This window comes from Sutcliffiella sp. NPDC057660 (assembly GCF_042800035.1).
Classification (GTDB): domain Bacteria; phylum Bacillota; class Bacilli; order Bacillales; family Bacillaceae_I; genus Sutcliffiella_A.
On record NZ_JBHVHV010000001.1, the window covers coordinates 207517 to 221603 of the forward strand.

Below are 14087 nucleotides of genomic sequence, written 5' to 3' on the forward strand. Positions count from 1 at the left end.
ACAGGTTATCTATTATCCTTGCGATACTTTAATCTTAGAACAGCATCAGCTTCGCACCGTTTTGCAGATTCAGTTCCTCTACCGTTTGGTTGATATTCAATATCTCCCCCGTTGACTTTTTGCAAAGCACTGTATCGGGAGTCGCCTTGAAGTACCCATGGGATAGTTCACTTACCGTACTCGATAAAAGATAGACCACTTCGTACAGCTTGCTTGAGATCGGGATGAATACATCATGTTTATCGTTGGATGCCGGAACATACACTTCTACTAAAATCTTATCCAAAGACTGCAACCTCCTCTTTTTCCGTTTCAGAGGCTAATAGCTTCACCAGGCTGACCTTACCGTTTTTGATTACATAGCCGAATTCGTTCGGAATTTCCTGATACATCTCGGTCGTGATTTTGGCTATCTTGAACAGATACTGGTCGCTGATTCCGCTGCCGATCCAGATCGCATTTTTCACGGAAGCGTGCTTTTTGAACCACTCCTCGAAGGAAACGCTGCTGAACTTATCTGCACTATCGGACATGATGATATGAACGTTCAGATTAGCTCCCCGCTCCAGGAACACCTTGAGCTTATCAAGTGCATCCTCTGAAAGGCTCAAGCTAAGGTCGCTGAAGCTATCGACCACACAATAGATGTGATGGAAATCAGGTACTTCATGCCCCTGTTCCTCAGCATCCTTTTTCGTATTGTTGCGGTGTACAAGGGTTTCAAAAAGATGAACGATGGTTGTTTCAAGCTCTGATTTGGCAGACGCATGACGATATTCTGGATCAGATTCCAACCGGAATGCACCATTTGCATCAAGTACGATTACTTCATCCCCCGCTTTTGCAGCCAACAACTCGGAAATTCCTTGCATAAATGCAGTCGCTGCATCATTTTGGGTTGCTGAAACCAGGTTCACGAAGCACTCCTGGAAATCAAAGAATGATAGCTTCAGAGACTGTCGATCCACTCCCACCGGAATGAACGGATGGGAAGAACCAAACACCATCTGATTCTGGATATAGTCTGCAGTCACCTTTTCAGGAAGCGTCGGAATACCAGGTGCAGGCTCCCTGTCCCATGTCTCGCGCGCTGTTTTGCTATAACCTTCAATGAAGCTGAACAGATCCTCTGTATCTTTCACCGGCTTGGCGATCTGGAATTCATATACATTGTCGCTTTTGAAAATACCGCGTCCTTTATGCTTGGATGGATACACGCCATCTACATTTCCAAGTACGCCGGAATACTCTGTCTGGTCATTCAACTGAAGTACAAACAGCTGCTTGAAGTTCTGCAGCAGGCGATAACGGATCGAACCCGTATTTGTTGCTGTCACGATGAAGTAGATGCCATATTTCGTACCTTCGCGTGTCAGGTAGGCGATTGTCTCCCCATGCTCCTCATACGTCTCGGAGAACGCGGAATAGTTATGGATGGCCACCACGATTGACGGCACCTTATCCGTTGACACACGGTTGTAGACGTTAATATCTCCTCCGTAATTGGCGAATAGCTTTTTACGGTTTACAATCTCCGCTTGAAGAAGCTTCATCAGATTTTGGATTTTTTCCGCTTCATGGGAGACGACGACATCCCCAACATGAGGAGCGGAGCGGAACCAGTTCAAGGTTTCGGTACTGAAATCCAGGAGGTAAAAGTTCACTTCCTCCGGTGTATGCTCTTCCATCAAGGAGATTAGCATCGCTTGCAGGAAGGACGTCTTTCCGCTTCCTGTCACGCCGTACACCACCGTATTTCCTTCTTGTGTAATCGGAAGTCTGAGTGGCATCTGACGCTGGTTGGACGGATCATCATACTCCCCGATGACCGGGTTCAGCACATATGCTTCATTCGTCTGATCACTGTATTTTTCTTTAATGTCCTCTATATAAATCTGAGGCGGAATCGGCTCAAGCCACAGTTGCTTCACCTTGATGTTTTCCTGTTTGGCAAGGCTTGCCAGATAGTCCGTAATTTCGTCCAACTGCTTCGACGGGTTCTTGATGCCTTTGTTACGGTCGATTTTAGCGGACTTGATGACGCGTCCCAGGCTGTCGATGATGCTGATGCTTTCGTCCTTCTTTTTCTCGAGCTTATCAGTTGGATAGTATGGTGCACCTGCCCATGCGGATTGACCAAGCTCAAAGATCTCGTTATAGCCGACCTGGAGGAAGAATCGTCCGACATTCGTCAATTCCGCGGCATCCGGCCGTTTGATGACCTCCATGCTGTCGGCCTTTTCCTGCACCTTGAGACTGATCCGGAATTTACTGTTACTCCAGATCTGATCGTCCACTACCCCTGAAGGCTTCTGCGTTGCCAGGATCAAGTGGACACCAAGGCTACGTCCGATGCGCGCCGCACTAACAAGCTGCTCCATGAATTCAGGCTGCTGGGTTTTCAGCTCGGCAAACTCATCCGAAATCATGAACAAATGTTGAAGAGGCTCTGTCACGATGCCTTCCCTGTATAGTTTCTGGTATTTATAGATATCAATATTGCTTTCATCCACTCTTCTGCTCGTCTCGCTGAAAATGGCCTGGCGGCGCTTCAGTTCACTCTGGATCGATATGAGCGAGCGCTTTACCGCTGCCCCGTCCAGGTTCGTGATCGTACCGGCAAGATGCGGCAAATCGAGGAAGGCATTCGCCATTCCCCCACCCTTATAGTCGATAAGGATGAATGCCACTTCGTCAGGATGATAATTGACTGCAAGGGACAGAATGAAGGTCATGATGAATTCACTTTTCCCGGAGCCTGTCATACCAGCGATCAATCCGTGTGGACCATGATACTTTTCGTGAAGATCGAGGTTGAAAATCTCACCGGTAGTATCCACCCCGATTGGCGTCTGGATTGTTAAGGTCGGATTGTTTTCCTTCCATCTTGTCGGAACGTTCAAGTGCTCTATTTTGCTGACGCCGAACATTTCAAGGAAGGTCAGCATATCTGGCAAGGTATAATCCGACACTTCTGTTGCAAGCTGCGTATTGGCAAGCTTGATGGCGTACATTTCCTCCGATTCCTTCAGATAGATATCCGCCTGAAATGCCGTATAGGTTCCGGAAATGTCATCCTTATCGTAGATTTTCGACCTTTCCTCCCCAAGCTCCACTACCTTCGAACATTCCTTCGGGAGGTTTTGCAGCTCATCGTAAAGGGTAACTAAACTGAACCCGATGTCTTTTTTCTCTTTTAAAATAAGATTGGTCATTTCCGCTTTGGAAGCCAGCTTCTTATTCATGGAAAAGACAACATAATGCTGATTCAATTCCTTTAGGTCCTCATCCGAAAGCATGGATTGACGGGTGATTTCCTTTTCAAAATAAGCGGAAAGCTCTTTCAGCTCATTCGGGTTGGTTGCAATGAAACGGATCTGCTTTCCATCATCCCAAACATGCGGAAGCCATTTTACAAATTCCCAGGATTCCTTTTCGTTCTCGTCATAAATAAAAATAAGTTTTAATTCGTCATAGCTATGTAGTGCCGTAATTTGGAAAATTAATCCTTTGACAAAGTCCATTACCCGTTTTCTGTCACCAATAAACCCACTAATTTGTTCCTCTAAAAGAGAGATGGTAACAGGGACGTTTTCCAGGATCTGCGGACCGCCAACCAGTTCATAAAGCTCATCCTGCAGATTGTCATCCTCAATGCTGAACTTCTTTTCCGGGAACTTGATATCTGCGTCCAAAGGTACATTTCCAAGTCCTAGGCGGAGCTTTAAAAAGTCATTATGGACAAGCGATCGTTCCCAGAGATTCCGCTCGCGGTTCTTTATTCTCGCCAGGCATTGCGTAAGCGTGATGTGGTTTTCATGGAGAATTTCGCTCTGATGCACGGACTCGTCTTCTATGACCTGCTTCATTTCCACGAGATATGCTTTATATTTCTCCTGACGGATTCCTTCATTCTTGATTCGCTGCTTCTTCTCATGCCTTTTCGTTAAAATCGGCCAAAGAACGGTTCCTAGCAGCATAGAGATGGACATCATCAACATCGGCAGGGCATTAATGATATTTCCGTTGTTCATCATTGCATTCTGGACGGCGAAAATCCCCATAAACAAGGAAGCCATCCCCATTGTGATCGATGGACCCAAAAGGAGCATCAACGGCGTTTCATCCATATTTGGCATTTGTGGTGGCGGATCGATCTTAATTACGGCTTCTTTTATATCTTTTTTAAAACGTGGAGATCGATAGAATAAGTGATCCTTAGGCTCTTCAATCGAAAAGTCGTCGAGCTCCTCCTCGTCCAGAATGACCGGCTGCTCCACCTGGAACGGCTGGAACGCATGTCTGTCCAGAAGAATGGAAGCTTGAGGGTTGTTCAGTGACAGTAAGGTGCCATTATAAATGATTTTCAGACCCATGATGGAAATGACATCGCCAATTGCCAGGCGCTTTTCCTCCACTCGCTTCCCATTCACATAGGTACCATTGGAACTATTGTAATCTCTCAAGGTCGCTTGATTGTTTTCATCATACTGAATCACGCAATGCAGAGAGGATACAAGTTTATTGGAAAAGCAGATATGGTTGTCTTCCGTTCTGCCAATCTTAAGTGTCTTGGTGACGGCAATGTGCTTGGTGAATTCGTTTCTGTCTTCTGTTGGGGGTTCTACATAAAGGAGTGCAGAAGCTTCGTTTTCACGTGAGATGGTATAGGTTTTAAAGGGCTCTAAAAGGAGCTTCCTCACCTTTTCCCCGTTGTTTCCTATTAAATAGGCATAGTTATTTGATTTTAAGTACCACTTTCCATCCTCGGCTTCCACCGCCATCAAATCGGCTTCTTTTCCCGAGGGAAGAGTGGTCGTAAGTATGTATTTTCCTGTTACCTTATCAGGCAGCACAAGGTCACGTGCCTTGCCTTGATCAAAAAGGGTTAATATCATGCCCGGATCCTCCAATCAACTAAAAACAATCCTGTTAGTTGATGATTTTTTAGATATGCATATAGGATGTAGCGTTTATGTTATGTATGTCGGGGCGTTGGGGTTTAAGTCCCAGTTTATAGTAAAAAACCCCCTTTTTCTGGCAATCAATATTATAAAGCATGTTTCGCTTTTTTTCGATAAAGCGCGCCAAGAATCATTCCATATACCTATAATATTAAAAATCCAAGAGATATTTTATAGGAAAAGAGTCTCGAAACAATGTAAGTCTTAGTCGATTCATGCCGCTGGATGACCGGGTTTGTGGCAATTAGCGAATCTTGTCGGTTCCTGTCGTACTATGGTTGGAGTATGCTCCAATAGTTTAGAAAATAAGTAACTTTTACCAAATCTTAATCAAATATCTATACCCATGAAACAGTTAAAAATAACCACATTTTTGTAAACTATTTATAAAAATTAGATAATTTTATCTTATTTTTATATAAAAAGACTCGCAAATTGGTGAAAACCCAATTTACGAGCCTTTTTTCGCAAGAAGTGCCGCCGCTTTCGCAGCTTCCCTCTCTTCTTCCTCCCGCTTTAGTTGGGAAGCCGTCGAGCTGATATCCGCACTCAAGGATTGCAGTGCATCCACAATCGTGCCGATTTCTCTTTCCATTTCGCTGATTGCGTTATTGAGATAATTCATCTCCGTCGCTTGCCAGCCCTGCGCCAGCGTCCCTTTTACATTCATCAGGTTCCGTTTAACATTCAACAGGCTTGCCGCTTCCTCCTGGAGCCGTCGCGCTTGGGCATTCGCTGCGTAGATATCGATTGTCATGGATTATCACCTTTCCATTTTAATTTTATATTTATAAAAAGGAGAAGCACATCACATGACTTCTCCCACAATGGCCATTATCTGCTTTCAGCTTTTGATTCCTTTGATATACGCCACTTCGTCTGACCCTCCGACGTAATATACGGTACTACAAAGGTGTCAAGAAATTCCTCGATGGCGTTATCGGAAACGATGTTGTAGTAGGTGAAAAAGAGTGTCTCATTCTCTGTTGTGTCCACCACTACACTCGTAAACACACGGCCGCTCGGCTTACGATTGTGCCAGCCGTATTCGAGTGCCTTGATTTTTCCAAGCTCTACACTTTGGTTCCGGTTAATTAGTTTACCGTCCTTCACCTTCATCAGCGTTTTACCCTGCATCATGGTCATCACAATGCGAAGAAGCGCAATTCCGAAGAACAGCGTTCCCACACCGCCGATGAGATAGGCAAGCAATGTTCTGGAAAATCCGGAGCCTGGGATGAAAAGGACAACACCCAAGGATACAAGCGCCATAAATGCGATACCAAACACCGTGCAGCCTGCGCTATAACGGGTATAGGTGACACGCACCTCATCCTGCTCCACTTTTATTATATGGTCATGCTTTAGGTTCAAAGGATTGTTATGTGTCATAGTACGCTTTCCTTTTCTTCTGTCGTTTTAGGAGAATTGCTTTCCATCATGAATGCTTCCAACTTGGAGCTGCTGCCTTTGGTCAGGTTATAGTCCGGTCCGTTCTGCAATAGCATCCAATTTCCATCTACATCGTTTGTCAGCAGGACAAGGTCTTTGATAGTCGGTTCCTTCTTTTCATCAAATTCAAATAATAGAAGGGTATTCAACCTCCCATTTGTCTTTTCCAGTACCCGATAGAACGGATCCAGCTCCGCTCTTACCTGAAATGAATCGAACTGACGGTTGTTTTCGGTGATATAGGTAAGCATGCCTTCCAGCTCTTCTGAAGAGATAGGCTGATAAGCGTCAGAACCTTCTTTATGTAAATGGAAAAACTCCGTAAGGTCTTTTAGCATGTCATCCTTCTCAACCGAGTCGAAACGGTGCACCTGTTCATCATAAAGAAGCGAGTGCTTAAGAAAGCCGCTTTTCGTAAAATGAAAGGAAACAGACTCTTCTTTGCCGCCTGATTTATGACGGGATGCCTTCAAGGACTTTTCGGAAAAATTCAGAGTGTGTATCACACTTTTCAATTCCGGTTCTAATTCGAATTTGTGATTTTCATAGACTAGCAGATCCTTCGCCAAAAGGGTTCTGCAGGAAATCTGAAGCAACAGATCCATATTTTCATCGGAAATTTCGTTGAAATACACTTGCTTCAAGGAATTCCCCTGCTCGAACAACCCTTCACTATAAAAACTGTAGATTAATTCTTCTATGGAAAGTGAGATAGTTTTCATGTTAGCCTCCAAATGAGAGTTTGCCGAAGAAACTCTTAGAATTTTCTAGTAGATTCGAAGCGTTCTTCTTCACTTCGCTGAAGCCTTCCTTCACCTTGGAGGCACCTTCTGCCACCGCCTCGGTTCCTTTGAAAATGGTGTCCTTGAAGTGAACGGATGTGTCCGTTACCCAGCCCGGCGTGTTTTTCGCAAGCTTCTCACCTACCAAGCTACCAACATATCCACCTACTGCAGCACCGACGACAGTTCCTCCTGGCCCAGCCAAGCTTCCGACCGCACCGAGTGCAACCGCTCCAATAACGGATGAACCACCGACAACGGCCGTTTTATAGACAGCTTCTCCCACCACTTTGGCATTCTCGGTTTTGAGCGTTCCCACATCACCGCTATACTTGGAGTAGTTTTCCGTAATTTTTATCCCTGCACCTACACCTTCCACCACACCTGTGATAGCAAAAGCTGTGAACGCATTTCCCTTTCCGATTTTCAGCGCTGCAGATCCCAGGCTTTTTGCATTGGATTTCACAGCGTTCGCCGCTTCCTTCAGGTTGCGGGCATCCGAAATGGCATGCCTGAAATCACGCACACTGTTTGTCATCTTAGTAATATCATCAGGCAGGTATTTGGTGAATTTCTTATAGACGACTTCGGCCAATGATTTATTCGCGTATTTGATCGCATAATAGGGACTAACCATCATTTTGGCAAGGAAGTTAAGTTTCGAATTGCCGACCTTATTGATAATGTTTCCAATCGGCACGTTAAACCTTCCGTGCTTTACACTATCCAATAATTTATAGGTGTATCTGCCACCTTCATTGACAAAACGCCAACCAAGCAGATGCAATAGACCTGCATTTGCGACATACTGTGCACTATGAAGCAGGTGCTCCAAGCGACCGACAGTCTGATCATACAGCTCATACAGACTGCTGAATGCATGCCTATCCATCAGTGCCTTCACCAGGTCATGTTCCCGGTTTGCAGCTTGACGGTTTAGGTATCTCTCCACTCCCTGATACTTTTCAAGCGTTTCCGAAGTGAAGGATTTGATCCTATTCATTCTCTCCTCCAGTTTATGTAGGGATGCTGTGGCGGACCGGAGTCTGGAATCTATATTATTGCGATTCTTGACCTCATAGGACACACCGAACTGGACCGAGGAGACATTGCTTGTCACACTCCCGAGTTTTCCATGGCTTGAATTCAAGCCGGCAATGGCATTATTCACGATTCCTGGTCTGATTTTTATCGAAGAAGCCAAGGTTGTTTCACTTCCCTTTTCTTGTTATCTTTGCGAGGTTGGTTTCGAGGCTTTCTTTGATGAAGTCTAATTTATAGTAAGTTTAGAAAAATCCCGAACACATGTCCATCCTTTTATAATAGGAAATAAGCCGCAACTTTTGTGCCAGTTTGGCCGTTTTTTCATATGAAATGTAATAAATTTCATATTACTCCTATTTAATACCCACACATTATTCCGAAACAAACTTATTTTTTACACATTTTGTATTTTAATAATATAGCATAATTGAGATCGGAAATAATCAGGTGTGAATTAAAATAGGAAAATAATACTAGCGCTGATTTTTGTTCTGTTCAACTTTTTCCCATAAAAAAGTAGCCCTGGAATAAACCAGGGCCAACTTTCTCTACCACTCTATTCACCTTTTAATCTCTCCAAATAGTCCCACTTATTTTCTTGGATTATGCTGGTTTGCGGGAGGGTGTGGCTGTCCTTTAATTGAAGGGTTACCCGGTTAAGGAATCCGGTAAGTTCTGTTCGCTCGTTTTCATCCACCATGAATTCCACGCCATAATAAAAGTAGGTTTCCGGTCCTTCTTCTTTCCAGACTATCTTGCCGATGTAGTCCCGGGTTTCTCCCAGAATACTTGTCCGGATGGAAACGATGAGGTCAGGTCTAACCGGGAACTGCATATGAGAAATAATCCGCATCCCGCCCGGACCGATATTTTCCAACACAATCCCCACTTGGCCGAGTTGTACTTCCTTCCCTCTTATTTCTTTCACGGTGAGTTCTCCCATGAGCGCATTCGGAAAATCGATTCGGAAATACTCCCTGCGCTCGATGGATGGCAGCTTTGCTTTCGTTTTCTGTGGCAGCAGCTTTCTCTTCTCAAGCATATCAGTGAATGGTGAGATAGGAACTGGCTTGCTGAAAATATAGCCCTGAATGATGTCACAATTCTTCTGTTTCATAAAGAGCAGCTGACCTTCCGTTTCTACCCCTTCCACTACAACCTCTATATCCAGGTCTTTGGCAATAACAAAAAGAGATTCCAGGATAATCGCATTCTTTCTGTTTGTTTCTACATCTTTTACAAAGGATCGGTCCACCTTTAGAACATCAATTTCCAATTCGGTCAGTCGCGTCATGGAGGAATATCCCGTCCCAAAATCATCCAGGGCAACCTTCACCCCAAGATTACGTAGATCCCGAACCGTTTTCAGCACAACCTCCGGATTATGAAGGAAGGAACTCTCGGTAATTTCCAGTTCAATTAATTTTGGGTCAACTCCATAGCTTTTTATGGAGCTCTCCACTAATTGATAATAATTTTTACGTAAAAACCTTTGTGGAGAAACATTAATCGATATTGGTACAACGGGTACACCATTCTCAGTCCAAGTGCTGATCTGCTGCAGCACTTTTTCCATCACATAATCCCCGATTTCATTTATCATCCCTGTTTCTTCTGCTATTGGGATGAATTCACCTGGCGATAGCATCCCCCATAATGGATGTTCCCAGCGAATCAATGCTTCCGCTCCGACAATTTGATACGTTTGTGCATTTACTTTCGGCTGAAAATAGATGGTGAATTGGTCTTCCTTTAACGCTTTATGCATATCTCGTTCTATCGTGAATTGCTGATAAGTTTTAACGTTAATATTTGGTGTATAGATTTCAAAGTAATTTTTCCCTAATTCTTTTGCGCGAAATAGGGCAACATCCGCATGTTTCAATAAAGTATCTTCCATCTCTCCATCAAACGGGAAAACACTCACGCCAACACAAGCTGTCAGGTAAAGTTCATATTCTCCTTCATAAACCGGCTCTCTTAAAAGTGTAATCAAATCCTTGGCAATTCCCTTTAGTTCCTCAATTTTCACTGATCCCTGGTAAACAATGATGAACTCGTCCCCGCCAACCCGAGCTACAAAGTGACCTTCCTGCTGATAGACTGTTAGCCGATCCGCGATAATCTTCAGTACATTATCTCCAACCGGATGGCCTAAAGTGTCATTAATGTATTTGAATCGGTCCAAATCAATATAGAGGACCGCGAAATTCTGTTCCGTCTCATCATAGTTTTGAATCAGAAATTCCATTTCCTCTTTTAGCAGTCGGCGATTCGGCAGTCCAGTAAGATAATCATGATTCGCCAAATACTCGACCTTCTCCAAGAGCTCTTTATGTTCTGTAATATCGGTTAAGATTCCGTTAATTTTAACGAGTTGCCGATTTTCGTCCAGTATTGGCATCATGCAATCCTTAACCCATTTATGCTCACCATTTGGCAAAACAATACGATATTCGTTTACAATGGTGTTTTTTTCATAAAGATAGCGAAGATTGGAATCATAGGACGGGAGATCCTGTTTGCATATTATGTCCCTAATGGTTACTGTACCGTTTTCAAACAGAGCAACATCCAAACCTACCATTTTTTCTATCGTTTTCGAAACAAAAGTGAAGCGTTTTCCTTTTACATCATAAGCCCATACTCCAAGATCCAGATTGTCATAGATCTCTTTCATTTCCTGGTCTATTGTTTCCAGTTTCTTTTCCAAAGTCCTCATTTCCGTAATATCCATGATGGTACCGATAAACTTTGTTGGCACCCCCAGGTCATTCAGCACGATATCAGAATTGACAAATATATGAACCACACCGCTGCAAGGTGTGATAAAACGGTATTCCAACGAGCAGCTATTTTGATTTTTCATGGCATTATCATATACGGAACGGAAATTCCCCTGGTCATCGGGATGGATCATACTGAAGAAAACCTCAAAAGTAAAACTGTACTGTTTGCTTTTTTCAATTCCTAGAATATCGTAAGCATGATTTGACCAAGACATCTCCATTGTTGATATATCATAATGCCAATTGCCTAGTTTTGCTGTATTCTGCATTAATCTCAATGAAGATTTAACCGATTTCAGCTCATTTTGGGTTTGTTTCTCTTTTTCAATATTCCTGATAACAACATAAATTCCAATTACGGATGTGTCATCCATGATTGGAACACTTGTTACGCTTACATCAATATGCAGTTTATTTTTATGTAGAATTTTCGTTTCATATGTTAATGAGAGACCCTTTAATGCTTCTTGGAACTTAGCCGCTACTTCGTGTAAGCACTCGTGTGGAATAAACTTCGTGAAATCCCCAGTCAATTCTTTTTGCTTATAGCCGAATTGACTGACTGCCCTTTTATTATTCTTTACAATTTCCCCCTGTGCATTTACTAATATAACCGGGTGCGGATGGTAATCGAAAAGAGAATGGAAGAGTCGTTCTTCAACTAATCTTTCTTTAGTAGCTGTATCTGAGTCCTGCTGTTTCGATCTATTTCCCCATAATTGGATCTTTTTCAATCATATTCCCCACCAATCTGCAACTAATCATGTGTTCGTATTACATTTTATAACATTAGATTAATATTTTGTAACATTTTTTCCAATTGGGAAATTTATCTTATTTTGATATATAGATAATTTAATAATAAATACCTATAATAGAATAATATAGCTTCTAACGCCGGGAAAAATAATGTATGTAAAGAAGGATACTTATGAGAATAGAAGAGAAATTCAAGTTTTTCTTTGAACATATGGTGGACATGGTATTTTTGGTTGAGTGGAAAGATAATGAATTTTGGTATACCTATGTCAATTCTTCTGCACAACAGAAACTAGCAGTCGTGTTGATAGGCAGAAAATTGGAGGATGTACTTCCGCAGGTTACGTACGATCTCCTTCATAAGCATTATTCAGTTTGTGTCCAGAAAAGGGAGTCCATCAGTTATTCAGATTTGAATCTTTTCGTACCAGACATGCCCGCTTCGGAAACCACCTTGACACCTATTGAAGATGATGGGCGCATTTTCGTTCTTGCCATAACCAAAAATGTCAATGAATTGAAGAAAAAAGCGGAAGATTACCTTTTTCTGAACTCTCTAGTAGCAAACACCGTGGATGCCATGTTGGTAATAGACACAAATGGCACCATATTAAAAATAAACGATGCTTTTCAAAAACAATTTGGATGGACAACTCCTGAAATGATTGGTCAGCATTGGGAAGAGTTCCAATTCACCCCAATGGAATTGAAAGCGCAATCAGATGAGACGATTCTGTTGCTTAAAAATCAAAAAACTACCCAACCGCTGGAAACCGTCCGATTAACTAATAATGGTCAATCTATCCATACGTCCGTCAGCTATTCCCCTATTCTGGATAAAGATCAGCAAGTAGTCGCAATCTCCATGATTTATCGCAACATCCAGCATTTGCGGGAGCTCGAGGCAAAACTTGCAGAAAGCAAAGAAGCCTACAAATCCCTATTTTCCTATCATAAAAATGCGATTCTCATGGTCAATTCCAAAGGCTATATCACAAACGTCAATGAAGCCTGCGAAACTTTGACTGGCTATAAAAAAGAACTGATTATCGGTATTGATTTTGTACAATATGTACAACAAAAGCTCCAACTGCCAATTGATCCCCTCCAGAAAGCTTTTGAAGGACTTGTAAATAGCTATGAGGTGGAAGTCCCTCATGCATCCGGAAACATACTTTTCTTTTATGTCACCCACGTCCCTATCATCATTAAAGGGAAGGTAACCGGAGTGTATCTCATCGCCCAGGATATTACGGAAAAGCGGAAAATGGAGCTTGCCTTGAAGGACAGCGAGGAAAAATTCCGTCTCATTACAGAGCATTCCTCCGACTTAATAAAAGTTATCAATAAATGCGGCAACATTTCATATGTTTCCCCTTCTTATCGAAATTTTATGGGCGCTAAATATAAAATCCTGGAAGGTCAGCAACTGACATATGGCGTTCACGAATTAGATCATCCATTATTATTGGAATCCATTCATAAGCTTCGGACAAACGAGATGAAATCCATACAGATAGAATATCGATACTTGAATCAGGAAAAAGAGGAAGTATGGGTGGAAGTGAATGCGTCTTCTATTGCCGGCGAAGGAGAGCTCGATCACATCGTTCTGACTGGACGCATCATTTCAGAACGAAAAGAGCTGCAGGAACTGCTCACCTACCAAGCATATCATGACAGCCTGACGGGTCTTCCAAACCGCCGATTGCTGGAACAATCCTTGGATACGGCGATAGAATCTGCTTCCAAAAACAACGAAAAACTGGCGCTTCTCTTCTTGGACTGCGACAACTTCAAACAAATAAATGATACGTATGGACATGATATGGGAGATCTGTTGCTTGTTGAGCTGGCCCAACGATTATCAACCTGCGTCCGTTCAGAAGGCACCGTTTCCCGATTAGGCGGAGATGAATTTGTTGTCTTGGTCAAGCGTGCAGAGAATTATGAGCATATCACAAGAGTGGCAGACCGCATCCAAACAACACTGCAGCAACCCTATATAATAGAAGGAGAGCTGATTGAGGCCACATCTTCCATCGGAATTTCCATTTATCCCGATAATGGCACAACCATCAAGCAACTATTCCGAAAAGCAGATCAGGCACTATACCAGGTAAAAAATAACGGTCGCAACGACTATCAATTCTATTCATGATAACACCCCAAAAAGGGACTGACCTTTTTGGGGTGTTTCCTCTTCCCTCTCACCTAATCAAAATCAAAATGCTTTTCACTAAAAATTCCCAACCAAAAATGTTATACTATTTGAAAAATACAGAACTGGAGTGATT

At 42.8% G+C, this 14087-nt stretch carries 8 protein-coding genes; 1 reads left to right on the forward strand and 7 read right to left on the reverse strand.

Features of this window, described 5'->3' with window-relative positions:
- Positions 1–34: 34 nt before the first annotated feature.
- The 7 genes from ACFVAD_RS00945 to ACFVAD_RS00975 all read right to left on the reverse strand — a co-directional run bounded on the left by ACFVAD_RS00945 (position 35) and on the right by ACFVAD_RS00975 (position 11765).
- Positions 35–286: a methyltransferase gene (locus tag ACFVAD_RS00945; RefSeq protein ID WP_386634977.1), complete on the reverse strand. Its 252-nt coding sequence runs from the start codon at positions 284–286 to the stop codon at positions 35–37.
- Entirely contained in the window at positions 279–4898 is a 4620-nt protein-coding gene (essC, locus tag ACFVAD_RS00950; protein WP_386634980.1) for a type VII secretion protein EssC, read from the reverse strand. Before essC ends, ACFVAD_RS00945 begins: the two co-directional genes overlap by 8 nt.
- A gap of 517 nt (positions 4899–5415) precedes the next feature.
- Positions 5416–5721 (reverse strand): hypothetical protein, encoded by a 306-nt coding sequence (locus ACFVAD_RS00955; protein ID WP_386634983.1) that lies wholly within the window; start codon positions 5719–5721, stop codon positions 5416–5418.
- A gap of 77 nt (positions 5722–5798) precedes the next feature.
- Positions 5799–6356 (reverse strand): DUF5381 family protein, encoded by a 558-nt coding sequence (locus ACFVAD_RS00960; protein ID WP_386634986.1) that lies wholly within the window; start codon positions 6354–6356, stop codon positions 5799–5801.
- A complete protein-coding gene (locus ACFVAD_RS00965) occupies positions 6353–7138 on the reverse strand; it encodes a hypothetical protein (RefSeq protein WP_386634988.1) in 786 nt (261 codons plus the stop codon). The genes ACFVAD_RS00960 and ACFVAD_RS00965 overlap by 4 nt, the downstream gene beginning before the upstream one ends.
- Before the next feature lies 1 nt (position 7139).
- Positions 7140–8402, reverse strand: coding sequence for a hypothetical protein (locus ACFVAD_RS00970; RefSeq protein ID WP_386634991.1), 1263 nt, complete (start codon positions 8400–8402; stop codon positions 7140–7142).
- 396 nt (positions 8403–8798) lie between these two features.
- On the reverse strand, positions 8799–11765 hold the full coding sequence (locus tag ACFVAD_RS00975; RefSeq protein WP_386634994.1) for an EAL domain-containing protein: 2967 nt from the start codon (positions 11763–11765) through the stop codon (positions 8799–8801).
- 197 nt (positions 11766–11962) lie between these two features.
- On the opposite strand from ACFVAD_RS00975, the gene ACFVAD_RS00980 reads away from it, so the two are divergent.
- Entirely contained in the window at positions 11963–13951 is a 1989-nt protein-coding gene (locus ACFVAD_RS00980) for a PAS domain S-box protein (RefSeq protein WP_386634997.1), read from the forward strand.
- Positions 13952–14087 lie beyond the last annotated feature (136 nt).

Bases quoted from the DNA above. Each gene is read 5' to 3' on its own strand.
- ACFVAD_RS00965 (WP_386634988.1), bottom strand. From the start codon at position 7,138: ATGAAAACTATCTCACTTTCCATAGAAGAATTAATCTACAGTTTTTAT.
- ACFVAD_RS00955 (WP_386634983.1), bottom strand. From the start codon at position 5,721: ATGACAATCGATATCTACGCAGCGAATGCCCAAGCGCGACGGCTCCAG.
- ACFVAD_RS00960 (WP_386634986.1), bottom strand. From the start codon at position 6,356: ATGACACATAACAATCCTTTGAACCTAAAGCATGACCATATAATAAAA.
- ACFVAD_RS00980 (WP_386634997.1), top strand. From the start codon at position 11,963: ATGAGAATAGAAGAGAAATTCAAGTTTTTCTTTGAACATATGGTGGAC.
- essC (WP_386634980.1), bottom strand. From the start codon at position 4,898: ATGATATTAACCCTTTTTGATCAAGGCAAGGCACGTGACCTTGTGCTG.